Raw genomic sequence first — 24,355 nt, forward strand, 5'->3', positions numbered from 1 at the left:
CTGTGCCGTTTGCCGTTCAGTGCGTCAGTTGTCATGGCCGATTGCGCGTCACGGACGAATCGATCGTCGGCACGATTGTCGCCTGCCCTCGTTGTGGATCGATGGTTCAAATCGACGAACCAGCGACCGCCCCTGACCAGACCGAACCGGTCGCTTCCCTGAAACCTCCCCCAAGTTCGCCATCGGGTTCGGTACCAGGTTCGCAACCCAATTCTCAATCCGGTTCGCCGCCTAGTCCCCAATCCGCTGCCCCACCGCGTTCCACTCCGATGGTGGCTGGTGATGAGAACGTTGACAGCCAGGAAATGACGCGAGACGACTTCTCGCAAGCCGAATTCCCACACGCCGGGCCACCACCGTTTCCGCAGTCATCGGCTGGCGATCCGTTATCCCCCTCGTCACAGGAGTCTGGATCGGTTCAGTCGATGGGCACCGAACCACCGATCGCGGATGCTGCCGATTCTGCTCTTGATCAGTCCACGACCGATTCGAATGCTGAAGTCGCAGACCAATTGAAATGGTTGGCTGAACCAGCACGCCGTTCACGACAACGGTTGATGATCGGTGCAATCAGTCTGGGCGCCATCGTTGTTCTGGGCATCTTAGCCATGTGGCTGTTCGGCAGCACTGAATCTTCGACACCGACTCAGCTAGCGGAAACGATCGATCCGCAGCCCACGACTGAACCACCACCCACGACTGAACCACCACCCACGACAGATCCGGCGACTACGCCAGACCCTGCGCCGACGCCGGCCCCATCGCTCGCATCGATCGACGCAACTTCGGACACCGAATCAACCGATAACGAAACCGTCCCTGCGATCACGCCGGACGATCCGAACGCTTCTCCAACGACACCCAAGTTAACGCAACCAGAATCTGCACCGGACAAAACGACGTCATCGGCGACTGATCCAGCCCCGATGATCCCAAGCGGGTTGCTGCCCATCGATCCACTGCGTGATAGTGAAGAAGAAAAACCAAACGACCAGCAAGTCATACGCGATGGCGGTGAAGACACCGTCGCCGATCCGCTGATGGGCCTACCTCCAGAACTGGAAGCCTTCACTCGTTTACTCGATGTTCCTGGCAATGCTCCTGACGCGCCGCCTGTGCAACCATCCGATGCCAACGTGGAAGACCTTCGTGTCGACCAGGCTGCCGATGCGATGATCGACCCCATGATTTTGGCCACGCCGCCTCAGAAGGTGAACATCCCCAACGCATTGAAATTTCGTGTCGCGATTCAATCCGACGGTTACCCGCTTGCCGATTTCTTGCTGCTGTGCAGCGAGTTGACTCAGGTTCCGATGCAGGTCGACTGGGTCACTCTCGATTTGGCTGGCATTTCCTTCACCCAAGAAATCGAAGATCGCAAACCAGGCTGGAAGACCATCGGCGACCTACTCGACGCACTTGCCCTGGAACTGAAGGTGTCTCTTCAGCAAAAGCCTGACGAGATGCTTTGGACGCTGGAAGCGAAGGACCTTTCGGAGCGATTGTCTGAAGTTTTGAGCACAAGCGACTTCGGCGATGAAGAGGAAACCGCCAAAGAGATAATCAAGGCATTCAATGAATCCGTCGAGTGGGAAGAACGGGACCGAATTGGTCTCCGGGCAGTCGTCGCCGATGGATTGCGAAAAGCACGAGGCCTTCCTACCAAGCTCAACCCGATCACGCTGGAACATTTGATGATCCAGGCGACGTGTCTCGATCCTGCTAACCGCCCGCAAGAAGACTTCCCCGATCATTGGCCTCTGGTCGAAGGAGGCGAATCAGGCAATCAGCTCGACACCGCAATCACGCTGGCCGGATTCCTTCGCCATACCGCGCGACTCAACGGATCGGCCTGCATCGTCAACTGGCAAGATGCTCGCGTTCGTCGCTTATCGCCCGGACAATTAGTGATGCCCTTCGCCGGTGACCCCGCCGGAACGATGCTACGCAAAACGCTAAATCCATTAGGACTTAATGCCCGCGTGGCCAGCGACGGGATCTGGTGGGTGGGCACCGACGCAACCTACGATCGCATGCCCGTAATGGTGATTGGCGACGAACTCGGGCCGCAGCGGGAAGCGATCATCCAGCGAATTGACACCGCCGCGAAACAGGCCGGTGCCGACTTACTGATTCACCACGATCCGGTCTCGGATCGCTACCTAAGCGTGATGCCCCGCTTCCTCTACCGCCAACTGCCCACCATTCTAAAACCGTTTTGATGGGCAATCCGATCGAACAACCGGTTTACGGATATTCGACGGTGATGTTGCTGTTCAGACCGCCACGGGGAGTCCAACGGCTTTCGACTCGCAATTTGCGAGGCTTTACGACAGCGACGAAGTCGTCCAAAATCCGGTTTGTGATCGCCTCGTAGAAAATTCCTTCGTTGCGAAACCGCTGCAAATACATTTTCAAACTCTTCAGTTCCACACACACTTCGTCGGGAACGTAAGTAAAAACGATGGTGCCGTAATCCGGTTGGCCGGTTTTCGGACAAACCGAAGTAAACTCGGGGCAATTGTGCTCGATCGTGAAATCGCGATGTTGGGCCGGGTTGTCAAAGACTTCTAAAATGTCTCGGAAGTCGGATTCGTTGCTGTTAGTCACTGAAATTCAATCACAAACGGATAAGGGTAAAGTTTTTTGATCAGTCGTGGTGTTGTTGTACCCAGCCAGCAAGTCAAGAAAAGCCAGCCTACGGGTAAATCGTGGTCTGCTTCGAAAAAAGTGACCTCGGTCGCCTCTAACGCCACGCTGCGCGTCGCCGAGACATTCGCTAGCCTGCAGGGCGAAGGTGAGCTGACCGGAGTGCCCAGCTTTTTCATTAGGACCAGCGGCTGCAATTTGCGTTGCTGGTTTTGCGATACACCGTACGCATCATGGAACCCCGAAGGATCGCGATTGACGGTCGACGAACTGGTCCAACAGGTCCATTCGGCGAGGATCCCTGATCTAGCCGAGCCGATTCGCCACGTGGTTTTGACCGGCGGTGAGCCACTGATCGCGGCCGGAATTGTGGAGTTATCCGATCGCCTTCGTGCGGGTGGCTATCACGTCACGATCGAAACCGCAGGCACCGTCGATGTCGAAATTGACTGCGATCTGCTGTCACTCAGCCCCAAACTGCGAGCCAGCGGCCCAAACGCAGCCGACCACCCGGCCTGGGCCAAAACCCACGAAAAGCGTCGACTGCCTATCGAAACGATGCGAAAGCTGATGGCGCGGGCGGGATCGTACCAAGTCAAATTTGTCGTCGACTCACCCACTGAATTTGAAGAGATCGAATCCGTCGTGCAGGCCTTAGGTGTGCAGGCCAACGATGTCTGGATCATGCCGCAGGGTACCACTGTCGAGCAACTCGACGCGGCTCGTGACTGGCTAACCGCGTGGTGCGAAGAGCAGTCATATGTCTATTGCGACCGGATGCAAATCCGTTGGTACGGCAACCGACGCGGGACATGAAATGGCCGGCAAAACTTCGGCCGCGCACCATTCGCTTGCTCAGCCTAGGTTTGGCAATCAGTCTAGCGACCCCACTCGTCGTCGCCCGCTCGCTCTCCCCTAACCCAGGCGGACTGGGGACCCACCAACAACTGGGCCTGCCCCCGTGTTCTTTGCAAGTATTGTTCGCGATGCGATGCCCCGCATGCGGGATGACGACCTCGTGGAGCCACCTGACTCGGGGGCATCTCCTGGCCAGCATCCAGGCTAACGCAGGAGGCGCGGCCCTTGGAATTTTGACACTGATCGTAATCGTCGTAGCGATCCAATCCACCTGGACCGGGCAGCGACCTGGCCCAGCAATATCTCGAGCAATCGCGATTGGAATCATCGCCGCGGGTGCAATAACAGCAGCGGATTGGGCGTATCGACTGCTGGGATAAATCGCCCGAAAACAGTTTCTTACGAACCTTTTGGCTGAAATCCAATCACTCCCCCTACACCCAAACCCGTTTAACGTGAGACAATGCCGCCCCGGCCAATCCAATTGGCTTAGCAATTTCACCACTGTTTAGCCAGCTCGCCCACGTTTTTTAGCGTCGACACATGAGTGACAAATTCGATCCTGATCATCCGAATATCGATGCACCTGCAATCGGTTCGCCCACAACAGACCCTATCCAGCCTCCCTTCGAGGTGAAGTATGCGTCTCGCGTTGACCGTTTGCCGCCCTACATGTTCGGCCGGATCAACAACTCGCTGTATCAAAAACGACGCGCCGGCGACGATGTGATCGACCTCGGAATGGGCAACCCTTCGGATCCACCGGATCCCTCGGTGATCCAAAAGCTAAACGACGCTGCGTCTGACGTAGGCAACCACGGCTACAGCAAATCCAACGGGATCACCAACCTGCGCCGTGAAGTCGCCAACAAGTATTCTCGCAAGTACGGCGTCGAACTGGACCATGAAAGCGAGATCATCTCCTGCCTGGGAAGCAAAGAAGGCTTCTCGCACATGTGCTTGGCTTTGATGGGCCCCGGCGATACCGCGATCATCCCATCACCCTATTTCCCCGTCCACATGTACGGCGTCATTCTGGCATCGGGGAACGTGGTCGCCCTCGATGTGGCTGATCCAGATAAGTTCCTCAGCAACGTGGCTTACACATGCGAGAACCTGACGCCCGCACCTAAAATCCTGATCGTCAACTACCCGCACAACCCTTCGTCGGCCGTCATCGAACCCGACTTCTTTATCGAGGTCGTTCGCTTAGCCAAAAAATACGGGCTGATGGTGATCCACGACTTCGCTTACGCCGATGTCGCGTTTGACGGCTACGTGCCTCCAAGCTTCCTGTCGGCTCCCGGAGCAAAAGACGTGGGCGTGGAGTTCACGACGATGAGCAAGGGCTACAACATGGCTGGCTGGCGAGTCGGGTTCTGCGCCGGCAACGCTGAAATGGTCCGCGGGCTGGGCACAATCAAAGGCTACTACGACTACGGCATGTTCCAGGCGATCCAAATCGCCGCAATCGTTGCTCTGAGAGACACTGAAGAAAACGTTCTGAAACAGTCTGAAATCTATCAAGGCCGCCGTGACGTTCTCGTCAACGGACTGCGTCGATTGGGCTGGAAACTCGAACCGCCAAAGGCTGGTATGTTCGTCTGGGCCGAAGTGCCCGAACCTTGGCGAAGCCAAATGAGCACGATGGATTTCGCAATGAAGCTTCTTGAAGAAGGCAACGTTGCGGTCAGCCCTGGAAGCGGATTCGGTGCCGGTGGCGAAGGCTTCTTGCGGATGTCCTTGGTCGAAAACGAGCACCGCTTGCGGCAAGCCGTTCGGCAAATCGGTAAATGCTTGTCTTCGTCCCAGCCACCTTCCGAACCCGCCGTCAGCGAAGCCTAAAGTTCGCTGAAGCTCAGGCTTCAGCCGTCCTCTTCGCGAGATCAAGCACGTGACTGGCCGTGAACAACCGACCGTTCAGCCGCAGAATTGAACGCCACCGTTTGACCGCCAGCACTTTCGTTAAGTTGGTGCTACCGGAAAAGGCTTCGCTTTGCTGGCCTTCCTCCTAACGCAACGCCTCGTCTTCACGCAACGACTGGAAACACAACAATGAGAATCGGCCTAGCTTTCCGAGCGTTCTTCAAAGCGATGTTCGACCCTCAAGCAGCCAAGCGAATGGCGTTGGCTCTGGACGGACAATCGCCGGTGCCCACGATCACCGAAGCGGCTACCAAGCCGACTGCCGAAAAGCCGTCCGCGGCGCCAGCCCCAGCGAAACCCGTCGGCCAGAACCCGGCTATCACGCTGCTGGCAACGCTACAACGCGACGCTCGGCTGATCGATCTCATCCATGAAAACCTGGATCAATATCAAGACGCCCAAGTCGGCGCGGCCGCCCGGCCATGTTTGAAACAGTGCCGACAATCTCTTGATCGCATGCTCAAAATCACGCGACTGGTCGACGCTGCTGAAAACGAATCCATTACGGTCCCTAGCGACGCTTCTCCCGCTCGCTATCGCTGGATCGGAGAAAGCTCATCCGACCAGGCTGCCAACGCCAAACTGGTCCACGCCGGCTGGCAAGCCACGGCAACCGATCTTCCCAAGTGGTCAGGTGACGCAGCGGACGAAAACGTGATCGCGCCGGCGCAAATAACGCTCTAACCCGGGCGAGATGCAAAAGGTTGCCACTGCGAAACAATTGCCCTCGACTGCCCTGAACAACTGACCGTTATGCTCAGCGATTTCAGGCAGATTTCGATTGGCTGTTCGCCTTAGCCAACCATGCTTTCTGGAAAACCAAGCTCTCTGCAATCAGGGAAGTCCGAAATGCCTCAGCCATCCCAGCATCCTGTCGTCATCATCGGAGCAGGCTTGGCAGGGCTCGCCTGCGCAAAGCGTCTAAGCCAAAACGGCATCGCCTGCACGATTCTGGAAGCAACCGACCGCGTTGGTGGGCGGGTTCGCACCGATCATGTCAGTGGTTTCACGCTCGACCACGGGTTTCAAGTTCTTTTAACCGCGTACCCAGCATGCCGCGAACTTCTCGATTACGACGCCTTGAACCTCAAGCCGTTTCAACCAGGAGCCCTTATCCGGCAAAACGGTCGTTTTCGAACACTCAGCGATCCTTGGCGCCGTCCGCTAAAAACGCTCGCAACGGTCGCCAATCCAGTCGGTTCACTGAAAGACAAACTGCGTATCACGAAGCTGCGCCGCACCAGCAAATCCGGATCACTCGACGAACTCTATCATCGCGATCACAGCGAAACACTCACCCGACTGCAGCAGGATGGTTTTAGCGAGAAGGTAATCAACGAGTTCTTTCGCCCCTTCCTTGGTGGCGTGTTCCTCGACGAATCGCTGTCCACTTCGAGCCGGATGCTGGAATTTGTCTTTCGAATGTTTGCCGGCGGTGACATTGCCCTTCCATCTGGCGGCATGGCCGACATTCCGCGGCAACTTGCCGACAGCCTGCCTCGAGGCACTCTCCACTTCCACACTTCGGTCCAGTCCATCACCCAGGCTTCCGCACCAGGCCTGCCCCATCAGGTGATCGCAACGAATCGCGACACCACAGGGAACGGCAACACGACCATCGAATTCCAGTGCGAGCAACTAGTGGTTGCCACACCAAGCGATGGAGCAGCGCGATTGCTAGAACAGCCTGAACTAAAAACGGAATGGTCCGGCACGACGAATCTGTATTTTGCCTCCCGTCAGCCAGTTCGCTCGCCCGGCATGCTGATGCTTCGCGGCGACGAATCGGGACCAATTCAATCCGCCACCGTGCTAAGCGAAGTGGCCCCGGCCTATGCCCCCAAGGGTCAATCACTGATCTCGGTCAGTATCGACTCACAAGACGAACCCGCCGATGGAACGGACGACCAAGCACTGATTGACCGAGTGCGGAAGCAATTAGTGAACTGGTTCGGCTCCACCGCCGACCAATGGGAACATCTTCGCACGTACCGCGTTCCGTATGGACTTCCCAAGCGAGCGTTAAATGAAGTTCAGCAGGATGTTCACGGTGCATCGCCAGGCAACGGGCTTTACGTCATCGGTGACCACCGAGAGACGCCGAGCATCCAAGGTGCGATGAACAGTGGCCTTCGTGCTGCAGACGCGATCATCGCGACCCGCACGGCCTAGTTTCCAATATTTGGCGAGCCGATTTGGGTAGGCTGCTGTCTCACCGAAAAGCCGTTGGCATCGCTTCTTGCCAAAACCTACCGGCATAAAAAAACAGATCGCCGATTTGCTCGAAAGCAAACCGACGATCCGTATGCGTCAATCAGTATAAAATGTCTTGCAGAAAGACAATTACGCCGGTGCGACGTTCTCAGCACAGGGACCCTTAGGACCACGACCTTCCGTGTAAGTCACTCGTTGGCCTTCGCGAAGGTCGTCGAATTGGACGCCTACGAGGTTTGACGAGTGAAAGAAAAGGTCCTTGTCGCTACCTGTGTCGATGAATCCGAATCCCTTGTCGGTAACTCGTTTGATCGTGCCTTCTGCCATCTTCTTCAGTCCAAAATAGTTGTTTTGTCGCGAAATTACCGGGCAACTTCGCCCTTGTTTCCGCGACGGTAAGCCAAGCAGTCTAGCGGTGCCGGTGACAACACGCGATGGCAGATTGAGGGTTTTCGCTAAAAACTTCTGCTTCCAGCATCCGATTGCAACGGCAGTTCCGTGTGGCTTTGAAAACCGCTAAAGTTCAGATTCTGGCTCTAACGCTACTAAAGCAACTAAATCCGATGGAACAACTCAAAGGCCTTTGGCGGGATACCTGGTGGCTGTGGTGCGGCTTCGTCGCCGTCGTACTGGCGGTCTCGGTACTGCAATCCTTCTTCTTTCTGCTGACCCTACCCGCGTTACCGGTCAGCTTCTGCTATTTCGCCCTGATTCGTTACGACGAAGACGGCAACGAAAAGGCTGATCTCTGAACATCACCGCCGTTTTAGGCGTGATACGGGCTAAGAACTGGGCTGTGGCGACTGAATACTCGGTGCCAAGTCCTGTTTAGCCGACTGCAGGAACTGCAGCGCTTCCATCGGTGTCATCGAATCCAAGTCAGCGTTGCTGATTTTTTGGATCAGCGGATGGTCGGCATAGCCAAATAACGTCAATTGGTAGGTGTCGCCTTCCCGGTTCCCATTCGGCGGTGCGATCGTTGGTCGGTCGAGGTTATCGCGATGATCCGCTTCCAACTGAGCGAGAACCTCTTTGGCTCGGGCGTTGACCTGAGGCGGAATCCCCGCCAAGCGTGCCACCTGAATTCCGTAACTCTTGTCCGCACTGCCGCTGACGATGCGGTGCAGGAAAACGACTTCGTCTTGCCACTCTTTTACGGCAACACTCATGTTGGCGACGCGTGGCAGCGTTTCTTGCAACGCCGCGAGCTCGTGATAGTGGGTTGCGAAAAGCGTCCGACAACCAATTTGTTCATGCAAGTGTTCGGTGATCGCCCACGCTAAAGACAGCCCGTCATACGTGCTAGTCCCGCGACCGATCTCGTCCAGAATCACCAGACTTCGCGACGTTGCCGTATTCAAAATCCGAGCGGTCTCGACCATCTCGACCATGAACGTACTCTGACCGCGAGACAATTCATCGCTGGCACCCACCCGAGCAAAGATGCGATCCGCGATTCCAATCTCAGCCGATTCCGCTGGCACGAAACTACCAACCTGTCCTAGCAGCGTGATTAATGCCACTTGACGAATATAGGTGCTCTTACCCGCCATGTTTGGCCCGGTGATCAAATGAATCATCCCGGTTTCCGGGCTCAACACACAATCGTTAGGCACAAACTCGCCCTGCTTCATCGACACATCTAAAACCGGATGCCGACCGCCTTCAATTCGAACGACGCTATCGTCGGACATCTTTGGCCGCGTCCAGTGATGCTGCGCCGCAACTTCAGCGAGCGCCGCCAAGACATCCAACCTCGCAATGGAAGTCGCCACTTCTTGCAGGACAGCAAGATGATCGTGGGTCATCTGCCGCAGATTTGCGAAAATGATCTGTTCGCGGGTCGATGCTTTCTCGTCAGCCGAAAGCACCTTCTCCTCATACTCTTTCAACTCCGGTGTAATGTATCGCTCACAATTTTTCAGCGTTTGCTTACGAATGAAGTCAGCCGGAATCTTGTCTTTCTGGGCGTTGGAAACTTCTAAGAAGTAGCCGAACACTCGGTTGTAGCCAACCTTCAGATTCGAGATGCCAGTTTCATCCATCTGCCGCTGTTGGTATTCGGCAATCCACTGTTTGCCGCCTTTGGCCAGTTCACGCAGTGCATCCAACTCGCTGTCGAACCCAGGACGAACGAAGTTGCCTTCGGCCGCCGAAAGCGGGCAATCCTCGTTCAGAGCATTCTCCAAACTGGTTCGCAACTCAGGACAAAGGTGCAACCGCGACTCGATCTCGACCAAACAATCGCTTACCCGATCGGTCAATCTTGCCTTCAGCGTTGGCAAGCCACCCAGCGTGACTGCAATTTGACGCAGATCCCTTGGGCCAGTACGCCCAGTTGCAATTCTCGCTAACAATCGCGTTAGATCGTAAGTATCAGTCAGGATTTTGCGGACGTCGGCACGAAGCATGTGATTGCCCACCAACTCGGAAACCGCGTCAGCCCGATAAGCAATCGCCTCCGGTGCAACCAATGGTGCCGCAAGGTAATCCGCCAACATCCGAGACCCGCCGGAGGTCACCGCGCGATCAACCACGCCTAACAACGCCCCGTCGCGACTGCCCGTTCGCATCGTGCGATTGATTTCTAAGCTCCGCCGCGTTGCGGCATCAATCTGCAAGACGGGACTGCGGTTGTGACACATCAAAGACCGGAAGTGATCGAGCGAACCTCGCTGGGTGTCTTGCAAATACGCGAGCACCCCACCAGCAGCACGAATCGCGGGCGCCGATCCTTCTTCGAACCCCAGTCCTTCCAGACCTTTGACTGCCAATTGCTTACACAACGACTTTTCTGACGCGTCCAGCGCAAAGCTCCACGCCGGGCGTGATGTCCACGACCATGGCATGGTCAGGTCAGGGTGTGTTTGTGGATCGTCTTCGCAGTACAGCACCTCGGCGGGGCTGATCCGAGCCAACTCGTCTTCCACTCGGTTCTTAGGGAAAACGCCAGCTTCGAAACGTCCGCTCGACAATTCCGCCCACGCGATTCCCACCTGAATTTCATTCGGATCGGCAGCCGACTTTTTGCCTTTCGATTTTGGCGTTACTGCAAACACAGCCGCCAAGTAGTTCGGTTCTCGCGGATCAAGTAAGCCATCGTCCGTCAGCGTGCCGGCACTGACGACTCGCGTCACTTCCCGGCGGACCAACCCCTTAGCCTGTTTGGGGTCCTCGACCTGCTCACAAACGGCGGCCCGGTAACCCGCTTTGATTAGCTTTTGCAGGTACTGATCAAGCTGGTGATGCGGGAATCCCGCCATCGCCGTCGGATTCGCACTGTCTTTATCCCGACTGGTCAGAGTGAGCCCAAGCAGCCCCGCAGCGACCTTCGCGTCGTCCAAGAACAGTTCGTAAAAATCGCCCATGCGAAAGAACAGCAATGCGTCGCCGCATGCCTCTTTCGCCTCGTGGTACTGCTTCATCATTGGTGTCATGCGGGAAATCCTAACGTCACCGACACCAACGGGACAGAACCGATCGACTTACATTTGTGAGTAAGACTTAGGCTGCAGAACGAATTTGTCGATTCGAGAAACCGTGCCGACATATTTCGGCACAACCTTCAAGACCTGCCAATCCGGATGTTTCATAAAAGCTTTCCAAGCTGCCAGCCGCGCCTTCTCGTTTTCGTACGAGGTCAGGTAGGTCATGCTCGGCATGTGAGCCCCCGCGATACAGCGTCCTATGAAGATTGGATTGATGCCGCAGTCCAAAAAGATCGGAACTTCACCGCTGTTGAACATCTCAATCTTCGTGTCGGCAATCTGTTCAGTCGCACTTTCGTAAAGCCGTAACTCGTAAACCCGTTCGGTGTTTTCGAGCAACCCGGCTGGCACTTTCGCTTTGGGCCAACATGCGATCGACGACAACACTTCGCTGTGGATGCGTTGATAGGGTGGTTTATCGTGGGAACGCCCGTGGTAATCAGCCGCCGCAGTTTGGTAAGCACTGTCGCTCGCAAGTGCTTGCCGAGACGTCTGCAATTGTTCGAGTTGATCGAAAGGCACAACCACAAAGATTGCGTTCAATTGGTTCTTGTCGGCATTGCTAGGCGAGAACGCACCGATCGGACCAATCCCCTGACGTTGCAGCGCCGGGATCAATGCATCTTTCAAGTACGCATCGACCGCTTCAGCATCACCTTCGTCGCCAAGTTGGTAGGTTCGCACTTCGTAAAACTGAGCACCCGCATCGCCACTTGATGCAGCCGTTTCATCTTCACCACACGACACCGTGGGGGGCGTCAGAAATAGACTTGCCAGGACCAAAGGTGCCAACGAAGAAAAAGCGAGACGTGCAATCATGGAGGGTTCTTCTGAACAGCAAAATGGTGCGAAGCGGACCCACACAGCAAACCCGTGTGATCCATTAAAGAGGGGGCGTCAGCATAACAACCCAAGCCGCTCGGGTGGCGATCCCCACAAACGCGAGCGTCCGCGACCGGGCACATCATGTCCCCGGCCCGTAGAGCCGTCGTGAAAAGAGACCGGAAGAAAGTCGGTGAACTGCGAACCGCGGAAAAACCCGCAATTTACAGTCTAAAACGTCATTTTCCGGCCGATTCAACGAACGTCAGCCCATGGCCGCGAGCTGACCGCGTTCGGCTCCACGCTTGGCGAACTCGCGGAGGTAAGGACTAGCCTACGTCCCCGCCCGTCCCGGTCAACATCTGATTTTTCGAAATTGAGATCGGCCCCGGTTCGGGCGGTTCTTTCGAAGCAATCTCGGACCGGACAGTCGGTTCGCTAAGCATTGAAGGCTAACCAGGTTGCGTCGTTTCGGCAGGCTAGGCAGCTTTTGCCAGCAAATCAAATCCGCCCGGAAACTTTTCCATCCGGGGGGCCACCCGTTTCAATTTGCCGCGGTGCGGGAGGTCGCCGGATTCCTGGACCTCAGGTAACCTGGATACGTTCGAAATTCTGGACCCGAGACGCTCCGAGACGTCCCCCATTGGACAAGATCACCGACTGAAACGTCCCCAAGACAGCGAACCGGTGAACACAAGACCACCACCGTCGTCGTTTTGCTGCTAGCTTGCCTGGTGCGTAGCGTGTGTCCTCCCCATCCGCAATTCGGCCCGAAAGCCCCCAATTAGGATCCGAAGTTGAATTCATCGCTTGCCGCCGAACCGTCCAACGCTATTTCCCAAGCAGGCCTAGCCGGTCCGCTCCACCTTGCCGTCGATCTCGGTGCATCCAGCGGCCGCGTGATTGCAGGTGGAATTACGAATGGCAAACTCCAACTCGCCGAAATTTGGCGGTTCGAAAATAAACCGGTTCGTGTTCACAACGACCTGCTCTGGAACCATCTCGGTTTGTGGCAAGAGATCACTCATGGGCTGCGACTCGCGGCAGATCAAGCCGCTACCTTACCCAGCGTCGAAATCGCCTCCGTGGGGGTCGATACGTGGGGTGTGGATTTCGGTTTGCTCGACGAAAACGACCAATTGATCGGCCCGGTTCGCTGCTACCGAGACCCGCGAAACCAAGGCTTGATGACCGACGCGATCGACCAACTCTCTCGCGAAGAGATTTTCGCCGAAACCGGTCTGCAGTTCATGGAGATCAACACGCTCTATCAATTGATGGCCGGACGCAAATTCGGTGACGTTTCGCTTCGTCATGCGAAGACCTTCCTCATGATGGCGGACTTGTTCCACTGGATGCTTTCGGGTGCCAAGACCGTTGAGGCTACTAACGCGTCGACCACCCAAATGCTCTCGCCTGAAACCGGTCAGTGGTCCACCAAGCTGCTTAGCACGTTCGACATCCCGTCGGAACTGTTCCCTGAGCCCACACCTGCCGGCACCCAAATCGGCGTTGTCCAACCCGCCTTGGCCGCGACCACTGGTTTGCATGACGTCCCCGTCATCACTCCGGCGACACATGACACCGCGTCGGCGGTATTGTCGGTGCCAGCCACCAACTTCGCACCATCGAAACCCGACTGGTGTTACATCAGCTCGGGAACCTGGTCGTTGATGGGTGTCGAGTTGCCACAACCCAACATCACGCCACTATGCAGCGAACTGAACTTCACTAACGAAGGCGGCGTTCACAACAGCACGCGTTTGCTAAAGAACATCGGTGGTCTATGGATTTTCCAGCAAATCCGTGCCTCGTTGCAACGACGAGGCACCGCACCGAGCTGGTCCGAAATGGTGGACGCTGCCCAAGCCGCTCCAGCATTCTCGCTGTTGATCAACCCGGACGATCCTACCCTGTTGGCGCCGACCGACATGATCGACGAGCTGCGAGCCTTGGCAGAGCGTACCGGGCAAACCGTCCCCACCGAAGATGGCGTCCTGTTCCGCGCCGCACTCGAAGGGCTCGCCTTGCGTTACCGCGCCACGCTCAAGAGCCTCGAACAATTGACCGAGACCTCCATCGAAACCATCCATATTGTTGGCGGCGGATCTCAAAACCAATTGCTGTGCCAGATGACCGCCGACGCATGCAATCGCACCGTCGTTGCTGGGCCAGTGGAAGCGACTGCGATCGGAAATGTCGTCATGCAAATGATCGGCAGCAAACGCTTAGAGTCGATTGACGAAGCTCGACAATTGATTCGCGACAGCTTCCCAACATTGACATACGAACCGCAAAACACTGAAGTTTGGGACGAACCCGCCGCTCGCTTTGCTGATTTAGGTTGAACGACTCTCGTACGTTTTGCTTCGTGACAACCCATCAATGTTGCATCGGTCTTCCGAATCACCAGACCAATAGCCCAACACGATAACGCCTTCTCATGACACCCGCCCTTCCCGCCGAATCAGCTCTCGCACATCGCAAACAAGCGATCCGTGCAGCGGCACACTCGGCGCGAAAAGCACAAGTTAAGAAAGACGAAATCAGTGAACGCATCGTCGACTCGGTGTGTGCCCTGGCGGCCTACCAGAACTGTCATTCGGTGCTGTGGTACATCGACGCGCGAGACGAAGTACGAACCCGACACGCTCTGCCGGCGGCGATTGCGAGTGACAAAAAGGTCGTCATCCCGTTTTGTGTTGGATCGGATCTCCAGCTTTTCCATCTGGAATCGCTCGACGAACTCACCCCAGGCAAGTACGGCATCCTGGAACCCCAACCGTCGCTGCGAAAACTACCAGCCAAACTGGTCGCCATCGCCGACATTGAATTTGTCATCGTTCCCGGTGTGGCTTTTGATTCCAACGGCCATCGCCTCGGCCACGGAAAGGGCTACTATGACAAACTGCTCCAACAAGCACCGACCACTACAATATTTGCCGGACTCGCATTTGAGTGTCAAATCTTCCCTGACATTCCAGTGCAATCACACGACATTCCCATGGACTGGGTGGTAACGGAAACGAACGTTTACCCAGGGGTTAAGTCGACGATTCACACGGCAGCACCAGACGAGCTCACTTAATGGTCATCAACGCGGCCGTTCATTACGCATGCCTCGCCATGATGGACTTAGCAATCCACAGCGAAGAGGGTGTGCCCGTACGGTCGGCGGAGATCATTCGACGCAACGAAATCCCAGGACCATACTTGGTCCAAATTCTCCGATCGCTTAAAGCAGCCGGCTTCGTCAAAGCAGTCCGCGGCAGCCAAGGTGGCTACCTTCTTGAAGTCGCACCCGACGCGATCACCCTGCTTGATATCGCCGAAGCGATCGGTTGTCCCGATTCTATCGAACCGGCTCGCGATGACGAACCTTCGGCTCAGCGAGCACTGAAGAAACATTGGCGAGCGGCGGACGAAAAATCGCGTGAACTACTCGCTCGTGTTCGGCTGGGCGATGTCATTCGTTCTATTCGGGAAAGCGAAGAACCGATGTTCTACATCTAGGCATTTCGTTCGTCGTCATCACTCGGCCCCCGTTACCAAAGCAATTGTCGCTGTCACGCTCCGGTGATCCGACCCGCAATCTTTACCGATCGCTAACTGGGTGCAACGCAGGTCCGATCCGATCAAAATGTGGTCGAGGACCAACCCCATCACAAATGTCGGTCGAGCAAACCAAGTGGGCGTTACGTTCAAACCAATGCCTGCACGGCGAAGGCTGGCATCGTTCGCGAAATCAGCAAAGTGGGGCGACCAGGGCGTCACATTCAAATCGCCGATCAGAACCGTTTTGCGAGACAGGCTCGATTGCTGAGCGACATAATTTGCAAGAAAACGAAGCTGTTCGTTTCGGTAATCAAATCCAGAAGAACCCATCGGCGGGTAAGTATGCGCCGCGATAATTCGGTAGCCTTCAACCTCCACTTGGATCGCCATGGGTCCGCCCGCCACATCGAAAACTTCAGTTCGCTGTAGCGGATAGCGACTGAGCATTCCAATCCCAAAATTGCCTGTGTCCTGGGGTCGCAGCTCTTGATGTGGATGAGAGTCACCAAACGCTTCTTGCAGTGTGCCAGCCAACTCGGTCGACAATTCGAGCACGGCAAACACGTCCGGATTAATCTGCTTCAACTCCGTAATCACATCATCGTGCCGAAGATTCGACGTCAACACATTGGTCGTCAAAATGCGTAACGACTCAAGCGATTCGCCTTCGCGGTGAGGCTCTAAGGATCCCGGATCATTTTGCCCCGAGTCCGCAACCCTGTCGGTCCAGGCCGGAAGGAGTAAAATTAGATGCAGCAAAAGTAACGCAGCAAGACTCAGCAACAACCGTTTTGACAACCGACTCGACAACGGCACAAGGCTCGCGTTCCAACGCAGTCCCGCCACGCAACACACGCCCATCCAAATCAGAATGCCAACCACCCACTGAACCCGCAAGTTCGCGACCAGATCGCAAACCCAGTGATAACGCCCTAACAGCGAAACAAACGTCAAAACGGCCAGCAGCGCCGTGACGAGTTGCAAAAAGGCGCCGAACCAGGAATGAGTTTCAGTACGTGTGGACAAGCGAACCGCCCTTCAGATGGAAATTCCAAACCATCACTGTAGCCGGTTTTACGATCGAGTTTGGCTCCACAGGCAGCGCCAGCGCAACAATGGCTCACCACGTCTGAACGACGAAAACTAAGTCAGTACTCGACGCAAGAATCCATGTTGCAAGTGTGCCTGGCCCACGCACCAAACCTGTTGCACGTCAAAATGATCGAAAGTTGACTGTGCTTCTTGAAGCAACTTGGCCAACCGCATTTTCAGCGCAACTTGCTTTTGTTCGATTGCATCATCAACTCGTTTTGGAAACTCGAGCGCCGCCAGGTTCCGCTTCGCTTGCTCAGCCTGTTTCAAAGTCAACTTCGTCTCGCGAGCAACGCTGGACGTGACGTCCTCACCACCCGACTCCTGACTCCAGTACCAAACCGCAATTGGGGAGACTAACACCATCGTCGTCATCGAAGCTCCCACGCTGATGACCGCCACGGTTGGCAATATTTTGCCCCCTACCACCGCATCTTGGAGTTCTTGCTTGTCTGTACTTTCGCTATTGGCATCCTCGTCCTCGGATGAGGATGGATCGAGCAGATCGGCAAATTCGAATGCGGCGAAATTGGCCAATGCGATCGCATCAGGAACCATCCCATCGATTGCGGTCAAACCGCCCGACCCTAACAAGTCGACGCGCCGCTGTACTGCCACGCGAGTTGCAGCCGCCATCATCAACGGTCGTCCCGTTTTGGCCTTTTTGTCGTAATTGCTTCGCCACGTGATCAACGCCAAGTCATCTTTGTCGATCGGAATCCGACCACGAGCCTCGGCTTCGACCATTTTGTCCGCGTCCTTGTCATTGACCGGCGGCAATTCACAAAATCGCCCCACCGTTTCATACGCTGGCAAGTTACACCACACCGTGGCACCGGTCAGATCAACCTCTTCAAGCAATGTCTTTAGCGAAGAAACAACCTCGTCACTTTTGCCACTGCGAAGATTCCCGCCGCGGCAAACAGGAGTTTCGAACTCGATGCTAAAACTCTTTCGCACCGTTGGCTTGGACTTTCCTTTTTCTATTTCCAAACACACCACTCGGATACCTGCAGCACCGATATCAAAGCCCCATGCGAGTTTGCTCTTCCCCTTCGCGATTTTGGCAAACATCCCTTTCTTGACAATCATGTTGTCAGTGATTCGCGTGCAGCCCAAACCTTGCAACGCCAAGCCTATAGCCACGGCATACGGTCCGTACGACGCGATGGGATCGGACAACGATTCCAGGTCAAGCGATTCAACTTGCCCTAACACGCCCAAGCGACCGCCAGCCCAACTCCGCCGGTTCCCCGTCCATTCCGGGTACAGGTCACGACGTCGTTTTCGTTTCCCTTTCACGGCGTCTTTAAGTTGTTTGACCAAGTCAGCAGCGTGACCGCTTCCAGGCACCTCTTTGGAAAACCGCAACGCCAAACGGCCCAAGTTGTTATGCGCAAAAGGTTCGTCTTTGAATTGACCACTCAACCAGTTCGCCGTCTCGATCTGATCCTTGAGTTTGTAGTACGCGTCGCTACGCACTGATTCAGACAAACAGGAAAGTGTTTCGCTGGCGGCAGTAAAATCTTGCCGAGCGAACAATTTCTCGGCTCGACGAATTAGCTTGCCACCAAGTTGGCTCGACAGGGTTAAGTACTGTTCATTGCCCGGCTGCAACTCAAGAAGCTGGCTGGTCAATCCCATCGCCGACAAGTAGTCCTTCTCGATCAATCGTTGCTGCAACTCTTTTTGCAACTCGGCAAGCTGCCCCAAATGTTGACGTCCCGTATTCAAAATGTTTCGGGATGCGTCATCGAGCAAGCGGTCCGGCAATGGCGATAACGCCGCGACCGCCTTCGCATGATCGCCGCTATCAAAAAGTTGACGAGCTTGTTCAATCCGAGTGGCGGCATCGCCCAACACGCGATCTCTCAATGCCTGAATCTTACCGCTGGCCTGGCTGGCAGTGGCCGCTTGCTTAGCGAAGCGAAAATCCTTGATCTCCGCTATCGATTTTAGAATAGCGAGCGATCGTTCATATTCGTGTGATTTCGCTGCCGCCACCGCTTCGGCAAGTCGCTTCTCGTTGGCTACCACTCGTTCGGACAACCAAGCCGACAGATCGGTACCACAGGCAACACAGAATTTCTGCGTCAAGGTCACCGATCCATTGCATTGCTTGCACGATTCGTGAAGCGAGTGGCCGCAAGAAACACAAAACTGCGCCGCATCCCCATTGGCATGCTGGCAAGCGCCACACTGCAGTGTCGCGGCAGGAGACTCTGAAACGCTCATCGAAAGACTGACCAGAAAGAAACAGGGGCGGACACTTTCATTGCTGGACCTAGCCTGAATCGCACGCCGGGGATGCCTCCTTAGCGTGCGATTGGACATCTAGACCACTGACCCTGGCGAGCTTACTACCTGCCTATTGACTTACAAAAGGCTCTCTTTGGAACTCCATGATTGTTGGCTCGAAAGTTCACGATTCCTTCACAAAAACCAAGCCTGCTACCTTCATCGGACAATGTGAGCGATAAAGTAGGGTGTTATCTGCCGTTTCGTTTTCATGAGATTACTTCGCTTGTTCGCACGCCGTTCCCGCCGCTTCCATTCCTACCGCAAGCTTGCCGTCACGATCGTGATCGGATACCTCGTCGTCGCTGCGATTTACATCGGGGTGACGGCGTCCGTGTTTGCGGCGTCCCATGGTCATTGGTCGTTCCAAGAAGCTGCACTGCCTCGCCTGAATGACGTTGTCATCTTCACGTTTTTCGCCGTTTGCGGTGCCAGCGTCGGCAGCTTCCTCAACGTCGTCGTCTGGCGGATGCCGCAAGGACTCAGCGTGAATGGGCATTCGTTTTGTCCGCGATGTCGAAACACCCTTCGGGTCCGCGATAACGTCCCCGTCTTTGGCTGGTTGTGGCTGGGAGGCCGGTGCCGCGATTGCCGGCTCCCGATCTCATCTCGCTACCCGATCGTCGAAGCCGCTGTCGCGATCACGTTCGCCTTCGTCGGCACGCTCGAACTCTACGAATGGAATCTCCCCTATCACCCTTCGCCCTTTCGAAACGGGATTTTAACTCCCATGGTTTCAACCTATTCGGTTGTGCCGGTGACCTACCATCTGGTCGGATTGGCGATCGCGTGGGCGATGGGATTGATTCGTTACGATCGCAACGGGATCCCAGCCCGCTTGGTTTACTTCGCTGCCGCATGGCTAATCGCAGGAATGATTTTGATTCCGTCGCTCGCGATGGTCCCATGGCAACTGGACCTTCCCCAAGGCTGGCATGAATTCGTCAACGGCGGCTTAACGGCACGACGCTCAATGTCGGCGCGACTTGATGAAGTCGCCATCCAGAATCTGGGTAACACGCCACTGCTCATCCAAACCCTCGTACGGATTCTTACCTCGTTAGTTGCCGCGTGTTTCTTCGCCCGAGTCATGGCTCGAGCGTTATGCCCTCAAGCCGATTTGAAGACGGATCCGCTAGGCAATCACACGCGGCGGCTAGTCGATCTCGTGATGATAATTTCCGTGGTCGCGTTGATTGTTGGATGGCAGTCAACGTCCGGTGTCTTGATCGCAGCTTCCATCTACGCCGTTATGTGTGGTCGCCGGTTTGGCCCCAACCGAACCGATGCCATGGGGCGATTTTCGTTATGTCTGCCAGTCGCTTTGGCACTGCAGGTCATGCTATGGCGTCCACTGATGGAATCGGGATTATGGCCATCCGCCCCCGACCAAGACGGCTCCGACCGCGGAGTAATCCTGGGATTCGCGATCGCTACCTTGTGCATTCCTCTTTGGCTCAAAGAATCGCCCCCGCCCGAAACGGGAAACGCGTTCTTAGAACCTGACGCAGATTCGGAACCGGATCTCGATTGCGAGTCACATCCTGAAGCGGAATCCGGCAGCGACATTACTCGTCCTATCGTGGACTCCGATCCAACCGAATCGGACCTGCCCAAATCCGACCCAACCGCTTCAAAAGAAATTTCCCCCGAACAGTGACCGCGTGACGGCTGTAGTGAAAACGCGATGCGATAAACTGTCGCCTTGCGATACTAGCCAGACTCCATGGCGATTAAACTGAGGGCTGATCGGATCAACACCCCTCCTGATCAACGCCCCTGTCGTCCCCCCAAACGAGCACCGCATTGTCCGCAGGCGATGAAAACGTCCTGATTCGCCGCGCCCTGGAAGGAGACCAGCCGGCGTTTGAATTGCTGGTTATCGAGCATCAAGACCGACTTTTTGGGGCAATGACGCACGTCTGTGGAAACACCCATGATGCCGAAGAAGTCACTCAAGAAGCCTTCATTCGAGCATTCATCAAGCTGGAAAGTTTTCAGCAAAACAGCCAGTTTTTCACATGGTTGTACCGAATCGCGTTCAACATCGCCCTTTCGCGAAAACGTCGAAAACGAGCCAAGGTTTCGCTCGATCAGCAACGGGAAGATCTCGGCAGCGATGTGATCGACCAGGGCGATGCCGTTGACGCAGCCATGATCCGCAACGACCACGTGAGCCTGGTTCAAACCGCCCTGGACCAGTTAAGCGACCAACATCGAGCCATTTTGATCTTGCGGGAAATGGAAGAAGCTTCTTACGAGGAAATCGCGGAAATCCTTGAATTATCGATCGGCACCGTCCGGAGTCGACTCAACCGGGCCCGCAAACAACTTCGATTGACCATCGAACAGGTTCAAACCGAAGTAGATTGAGGGGTCGGACTTACCGGTCTTACACCCGCCTGACTCAATCTCCCCGAGAGAACAGACGCGACTCGCAAACAAACTCGTGATGGCTAACAAAAAAACACGCACACGACCGGATTTTGAAAACATCGCCCCCGGCAGCGTGTTCGATACAGCCAGCGTTCCGGAAAAGAGCGAACCGGAAACGTCGCGAACTCGGCGGCCGTTTATCGGAATTCAGTTCAAATGCTGTCGCACCTATGGCCGAATCTACCGTAACCACGATGCGACCGCATATGCCGGAAGTTGCCCACGCTGTGGCAAACGCGTCAATGTTCCTATTCGCCATGGTGGCGGCTCGGCGAGATTTTTTTCCGCTGGCTGAAACCCTTCTTCCCGTCCGCAAAAAGCTGCGTGTCGTACTGAAAAGTACCGGTTTCACTCCAATTCGGCTGCTTTTACCGACAAAATCGGAAATAACCTGCCGAAGACAGGGCCTCACAACCGAAACAGACCATAACACCGGTCGGATCGGCAGGCGACGAACGTTTGTTGCAGATCCATCAGCAGTCCGATTGGACGCCTGCTGATCCACGACCACATTCAGGACTGTTGGGAGGCATTTCGATGCGACGCAAATATTTCGGACTGGCGATGGCAGCCGTTGCCACCCTGGGACCTGCCCAGGCCTTTGGTGACGACAAAGAAATCGCAAAATCAATCATTGATCGACTGAAGGTCAGCCGCGACGCGGGTGAACTCAAGAATTTCACGCTCGACATGAAAGTCGATGAAGGCGTGGTACTTTTCCGCGGTAAAGTCACCGGGGACGCACAGCGAGCCGTTGTGCTTGCAACTTCCGAGGGCGTTGAAGGCATCCGTGATGTCGTCGATGAACTCGAAGTGCAAGAAACGGTAGCACTGGCAGCTTCCAAGCCCGCCAAACTCTATCGCCCAAAAGCCTCGGTTCAAACAACCGAAGCTTCACAAGAATCAACCACACCCGAAGATGCTATCGAATTCGCGAAAGCACTAACGGAATCAACCGCACCAGTCGCCGACAGCGAGCTGACGCTTCCAACGGAAGAACCAGCCGCACCGGCGCCAGCAAATCTGGCCAGTGCAAAGGTTGCCAGTGCAAAGGTTGCTCAAGTCAACCCACACGTTGACACCAACGTGGCTTCGGAAAAACAAGAAGTCGTGCCCGGTCTCGTGCTGCCAACCGCAGCTTACGAAGGCACCACTGCCAGCCATACCGTCCCCAGCCAACCCGCTGCAAAGCCAATGGTGAACGATGACCAACTGATTCAGTCGGTCGTTCAAGCGATCAGCCGAGCCAAAGCGGAAGGACACGTCGCCAACTTCGGTGTCGACGTGAATTCCTATGACGGAATTATCGAACTGGAAGGCAAAGCTGCCTCGCAACAACAACGCGACTTCTTGGCCAACATCGCTCGACATGCTCCCGGTGCCCGTGGCGTCCGTAACATGATCGAAGTCGAACGTCCTTCGGTGCCTGCCCAAACCGTTGCTCACCGATCTGCGCCTCAGGTCGCTGCTCAACCACGTCAAGCAGCTCCGCGTCTACAACCACTGCCACAAGGCAACCGTTCGGCCATGGCTGCGATGCCTTCGGGACACATGTCGCAACCACAAGGCCAGTATCAGCAACGCCAGCACCAAGGTGTGCCAGCTCGTGCTGCATCCTACGGTTACGGTGGCGGCCAACAAATGATCAACGGCGAAATGGTCGTTCCAGGAAGCGTCGTCAATCACGGTCCTGTTGCTGGCTCCTACGGTGGCCAAGTCAGCGGAGCCCCCATGATGGGTCAACCTGTGCCGATGGCACCAGCGGCTCCCGCCGGTGCTCCTCGCTACGATTCGCCAAACCTGCCTAACTACGCTTGGCCAGGCTACGCCGCCTCGCCGAACTACGCTGCATTGTCGTACCCACAACAGTACAGCCCATCGGCGTTCCCATACATCGGCCCGTTCTACCCTTACCCACAAGTCCCATTGGGATGGCGTAAGGTCAGCCTGGAATGGGACGACGGCTGGTGGATGCTTGACTTCACCGACAAGTAATCGGCTTCACTGAACGCCATTAGCCCGCTAGGTAATCTTCTTACTTAACGGGCTACTTTGTCCAAAAGCCAACGTCGCCACTCCTGACAAATACGATCGAAAGCTCGGTATCCCTATGCGGACACCGAGCTTTTTGCATTCCTAAATGCTGGGACGACCGCCTTCCCGAATGACCACGGCCCTACCGCTACGCCTGCCCACGCGTCAATTTCGCGGGGACATCCACAACCGATTTTGATATGATGTCTGGGCAATCTTTTCTCTGATACGAATACAATCTTCCATGTCCAGCGCCGAATCCCTCGAACGTCTCGAAGTCAATCTGTCGCCACAGGAGCGTTTCGAGGAATACCTGCAAAGCCGTGGACAACGACAAACCAAACCTCGGAAGTTTCTCGTCGAAACGATCTTTTCACAGCACGAACACTTCGACGCTGACGAATTAATCGAAAAACTGCCTCGAAAGGGGCAACCCAACTACGTCAGCTCAGCGACCGTCTACCGATCGCTACGGGAATTTGTGGACGCCGGACTGTTGATCAGCTTCCAACTCGACGGACGCATGGTTTACGAGCTGGATTATGGCTACCCGCCCCACGATCACCTGTACTGCACCCGCTGTCGTAAATTGATCGAGTTCCGGAGCGAGGAACTGATGAGCATTCGAAATGCCGAAGCGGCCCAGCACGGCTTCCGAGTCACCGGACACCGGCTCATCGTCCAAGGCGTCTGTCGCGACTGCACAGGCAGCCGCCGTAAGAAACGCAAGCAAGACCTGATCTAGGAAAGGCGTGCCCTAGAACAAGGCGTGCTCTCAAACCGTCTCACCGGCATCGCCGCAATGCGGTCACACAGGCCGCAGATAAGTCGCTCACACCACGCTGATGGCAAGGCGAAGTTTCCCCCCAAGTCCAGTCGCCAACGCTTCTAGGATCGCTGGAGCACGGCCAGAAACTCGCAACCCGCATGTACATAGGATGCGAGCTCAAATCAGCTAAAACGCCAGTGGGCTGTAACAGGCC

Annotated in this window: 21 protein-coding genes; 15 read left to right on the forward strand and 6 right to left on the reverse strand. The window is 55.6% G+C overall.

All coding sequences use genetic code 11. The annotated features are described in order from the left end of the window. Positions 1 to 2: 2 nt before the first annotated feature. Positions 3 to 2,222 (forward strand): hypothetical protein, encoded by a 2,220-nt coding sequence (locus tag ACR3ZL_RS27200; protein WP_473653444.1) that lies wholly within the window; start codon positions 3 to 5, stop codon positions 2,220 to 2,222. Between the two features lie 25 nt (positions 2,223 to 2,247). Here ACR3ZL_RS27200 and queF read toward each other — a convergent pair whose 3' ends face one another. After that, positions 2,248 to 2,610 (reverse strand): preQ(1) synthase, encoded by a 363-nt coding sequence (queF, locus tag ACR3ZL_RS27205; RefSeq protein ID WP_473649949.1) that lies wholly within the window; start codon positions 2,608 to 2,610, stop codon positions 2,248 to 2,250. 120 nt (positions 2,611 to 2,730) lie between these two features. Here queF and ACR3ZL_RS27210 point away from each other — a divergent pair, with 120 nt between their 5' ends. The 5 genes from ACR3ZL_RS27210 (at position 2,731) to ACR3ZL_RS27230 (ending at position 7,605) form a co-directional block, all read left to right on the forward strand. Continuing rightward, the gene (locus ACR3ZL_RS27210) at positions 2,731 to 3,465 is read left to right on the forward strand and encodes a 7-carboxy-7-deazaguanine synthase QueE (protein WP_473649948.1); all 735 of its coding nucleotides are present in this window, start codon (positions 2,731 to 2,733) and stop codon (positions 3,463 to 3,465) included. Then, on the forward strand, positions 3,462 to 3,887 hold the full coding sequence (locus ACR3ZL_RS27215) for a DUF2752 domain-containing protein (RefSeq protein ID WP_486173122.1): 426 nt from the start codon (positions 3,462 to 3,464) through the stop codon (positions 3,885 to 3,887). The genes ACR3ZL_RS27210 and ACR3ZL_RS27215 overlap by 4 nt, the downstream gene beginning before the upstream one ends. Before the next feature lie 163 nt (positions 3,888 to 4,050). Beyond that, a complete protein-coding gene (locus tag ACR3ZL_RS27220) occupies positions 4,051 to 5,352 on the forward strand; it encodes an aminotransferase class I/II-fold pyridoxal phosphate-dependent enzyme (protein WP_473649946.1) in 1,302 nt (433 codons plus the stop codon). A 210-nt stretch (positions 5,353 to 5,562) separates the two neighbouring features. Then, a complete protein-coding gene (locus tag ACR3ZL_RS27225) occupies positions 5,563 to 6,117 on the forward strand; it encodes a DUF2760 domain-containing protein (RefSeq protein WP_473649945.1) in 555 nt (184 codons plus the stop codon). A gap of 165 nt (positions 6,118 to 6,282) precedes the next feature. Beyond that, the gene (locus ACR3ZL_RS27230; RefSeq protein ID WP_473649944.1) at positions 6,283 to 7,605 is read left to right on the forward strand and encodes an NAD(P)/FAD-dependent oxidoreductase; all 1,323 of its coding nucleotides are present in this window, start codon (positions 6,283 to 6,285) and stop codon (positions 7,603 to 7,605) included. A 171-nt stretch (positions 7,606 to 7,776) separates the two neighbouring features. Here the strand turns inward: ACR3ZL_RS27230 and ACR3ZL_RS27235 are convergent, their stop codons facing one another. Further along, the gene (locus ACR3ZL_RS27235) at positions 7,777 to 7,974 is read right to left on the reverse strand and encodes a cold-shock protein (protein WP_283433744.1); all 198 of its coding nucleotides are present in this window, start codon (positions 7,972 to 7,974) and stop codon (positions 7,777 to 7,779) included. Between the two features lie 236 nt (positions 7,975 to 8,210). Here ACR3ZL_RS27235 and ACR3ZL_RS27240 point away from each other — a divergent pair, with 236 nt between their 5' ends. Then, positions 8,211 to 8,399: a hypothetical protein gene (locus ACR3ZL_RS27240; protein ID WP_473649943.1), complete on the forward strand. Its 189-nt coding sequence runs from the start codon at positions 8,211 to 8,213 to the stop codon at positions 8,397 to 8,399. A gap of 30 nt (positions 8,400 to 8,429) precedes the next feature. On the opposite strand, the gene mutS is transcribed toward ACR3ZL_RS27240, so the two are convergent. Both mutS and ACR3ZL_RS27250 read right to left on the reverse strand, forming a co-directional pair. After that, the gene (mutS, locus tag ACR3ZL_RS27245; RefSeq protein ID WP_473649942.1) at positions 8,430 to 11,084 is read right to left on the reverse strand and encodes a DNA mismatch repair protein MutS; all 2,655 of its coding nucleotides are present in this window, start codon (positions 11,082 to 11,084) and stop codon (positions 8,430 to 8,432) included. Positions 11,085 to 11,132: 48 nt separating this feature from the next. Continuing rightward, positions 11,133 to 11,954, reverse strand: a complete 822-nt coding sequence (locus ACR3ZL_RS27250) for an NIPSNAP family protein (RefSeq protein ID WP_473649941.1) — start codon at positions 11,952 to 11,954, stop codon at positions 11,133 to 11,135. Between the two features lie 800 nt (positions 11,955 to 12,754). Between ACR3ZL_RS27250 and ACR3ZL_RS27255 the strand changes: the two genes are divergently transcribed. The 3 genes from ACR3ZL_RS27255 (at position 12,755) to ACR3ZL_RS27265 (ending at position 15,470) form a co-directional block, all read left to right on the forward strand. Beyond that, complete coding sequence (locus ACR3ZL_RS27255; RefSeq protein WP_473649940.1) at positions 12,755 to 14,305, forward strand: rhamnulokinase; 1,551 nt, start codon at positions 12,755 to 12,757, stop codon at positions 14,303 to 14,305. Positions 14,306 to 14,400: 95 nt separating this feature from the next. After that, positions 14,401 to 15,045 carry a 5-formyltetrahydrofolate cyclo-ligase gene (locus ACR3ZL_RS27260; protein ID WP_486173123.1) on the forward strand — a complete coding sequence of 215 codons (645 nt, stop codon included), beginning with the start codon at positions 14,401 to 14,403 and terminating at the stop codon, positions 15,043 to 15,045. After that, positions 15,045 to 15,470, forward strand: a complete 426-nt coding sequence (locus tag ACR3ZL_RS27265) for an Rrf2 family transcriptional regulator (RefSeq protein WP_473649938.1) — start codon at positions 15,045 to 15,047, stop codon at positions 15,468 to 15,470. Before ACR3ZL_RS27260 ends, ACR3ZL_RS27265 begins: the two co-directional genes overlap by 1 nt. 18 nt (positions 15,471 to 15,488) lie before the next feature. On the opposite strand, the gene ACR3ZL_RS27270 is transcribed toward ACR3ZL_RS27265, so the two are convergent. Then, positions 15,489 to 16,538, reverse strand: coding sequence for an endonuclease/exonuclease/phosphatase family protein (locus ACR3ZL_RS27270; protein WP_473649937.1), 1,050 nt, complete (start codon positions 16,536 to 16,538; stop codon positions 15,489 to 15,491). A gap of 117 nt (positions 16,539 to 16,655) precedes the next feature. Continuing rightward, the gene (gene pilM, locus ACR3ZL_RS27275; RefSeq protein ID WP_486173124.1) at positions 16,656 to 18,938 is read right to left on the reverse strand and encodes a pilus assembly protein PilM; all 2,283 of its coding nucleotides are present in this window, start codon (positions 18,936 to 18,938) and stop codon (positions 16,656 to 16,658) included. A gap of 175 nt (positions 18,939 to 19,113) precedes the next feature. Here pilM and ACR3ZL_RS27280 point away from each other — a divergent pair, with 175 nt between their 5' ends. From ACR3ZL_RS27280 to ACR3ZL_RS27300, 5 genes are all read left to right on the forward strand, one after another. Continuing rightward, positions 19,114 to 20,562 (forward strand): prepilin peptidase, encoded by a 1,449-nt coding sequence (locus tag ACR3ZL_RS27280; RefSeq protein ID WP_473649935.1) that lies wholly within the window; start codon positions 19,114 to 19,116, stop codon positions 20,560 to 20,562. Positions 20,563 to 20,708: 146 nt separating this feature from the next. Then, entirely contained in the window at positions 20,709 to 21,275 is a 567-nt protein-coding gene (locus tag ACR3ZL_RS27285) for an RNA polymerase sigma factor (RefSeq protein ID WP_473649934.1), read from the forward strand. A gap of 79 nt (positions 21,276 to 21,354) precedes the next feature. Continuing rightward, a complete protein-coding gene (locus ACR3ZL_RS27290) occupies positions 21,355 to 21,633 on the forward strand; it encodes a hypothetical protein (RefSeq protein ID WP_473649933.1) in 279 nt (92 codons plus the stop codon). 242 nt (positions 21,634 to 21,875) lie between these two features. Then, positions 21,876 to 23,333 (forward strand): BON domain-containing protein, encoded by a 1,458-nt coding sequence (locus tag ACR3ZL_RS27295; protein WP_473649932.1) that lies wholly within the window; start codon positions 21,876 to 21,878, stop codon positions 23,331 to 23,333. Positions 23,334 to 23,616: 283 nt separating this feature from the next. Further along, positions 23,617 to 24,117: a Fur family transcriptional regulator gene (locus ACR3ZL_RS27300; protein ID WP_473649931.1), complete on the forward strand. Its 501-nt coding sequence runs from the start codon at positions 23,617 to 23,619 to the stop codon at positions 24,115 to 24,117. Positions 24,118 to 24,355: the final 238 nt, after the last annotated feature.

It is taken from the genome of Rhodopirellula sp. J20-39, assembly GCF_057365095.1.

Bases quoted from the DNA above. Each gene is read 5' to 3' on its own strand.
- ACR3ZL_RS27295 (WP_473649932.1), top strand. From the start codon at position 21,876: ATGCGACGCAAATATTTCGGACTGGCGATGGCAGCCGTTGCCACCCTG.
- pilM (WP_486173124.1), bottom strand. From the start codon at position 18,938: ATGTCCAATCGCACGCTAAGGAGGCATCCCCGGCGTGCGATTCAGGCT.
- ACR3ZL_RS27265 (WP_473649938.1), top strand. From the start codon at position 15,045: ATGGTCATCAACGCGGCCGTTCATTACGCATGCCTCGCCATGATGGAC.
- ACR3ZL_RS27260 (WP_486173123.1), top strand. From the start codon at position 14,401: ATGACACCCGCCCTTCCCGCCGAATCAGCTCTCGCACATCGCAAACAA.
- ACR3ZL_RS27215 (WP_486173122.1), top strand. From the start codon at position 3,462: ATGAAATGGCCGGCAAAACTTCGGCCGCGCACCATTCGCTTGCTCAGC.
- ACR3ZL_RS27240 (WP_473649943.1), top strand. From the start codon at position 8,211: ATGGAACAACTCAAAGGCCTTTGGCGGGATACCTGGTGGCTGTGGTGC.
- ACR3ZL_RS27250 (WP_473649941.1), bottom strand. From the start codon at position 11,954: ATGATTGCACGTCTCGCTTTTTCTTCGTTGGCACCTTTGGTCCTGGCA.
- ACR3ZL_RS27220 (WP_473649946.1), top strand. From the start codon at position 4,051: ATGAGTGACAAATTCGATCCTGATCATCCGAATATCGATGCACCTGCA.
- ACR3ZL_RS27280 (WP_473649935.1), top strand. From the start codon at position 19,114: ATGAGATTACTTCGCTTGTTCGCACGCCGTTCCCGCCGCTTCCATTCC.
- mutS (WP_473649942.1), bottom strand. From the start codon at position 11,084: ATGACACCAATGATGAAGCAGTACCACGAGGCGAAAGAGGCATGCGGC.
- ACR3ZL_RS27235 (WP_283433744.1), bottom strand. From the start codon at position 7,974: ATGGCAGAAGGCACGATCAAACGAGTTACCGACAAGGGATTCGGATTC.
- ACR3ZL_RS27290 (WP_473649933.1), top strand. From the start codon at position 21,355: ATGGCTAACAAAAAAACACGCACACGACCGGATTTTGAAAACATCGCC.
- ACR3ZL_RS27230 (WP_473649944.1), top strand. From the start codon at position 6,283: ATGCCTCAGCCATCCCAGCATCCTGTCGTCATCATCGGAGCAGGCTTG.
- ACR3ZL_RS27300 (WP_473649931.1), top strand. From the start codon at position 23,617: ATGTCCAGCGCCGAATCCCTCGAACGTCTCGAAGTCAATCTGTCGCCA.
- ACR3ZL_RS27225 (WP_473649945.1), top strand. From the start codon at position 5,563: ATGAGAATCGGCCTAGCTTTCCGAGCGTTCTTCAAAGCGATGTTCGAC.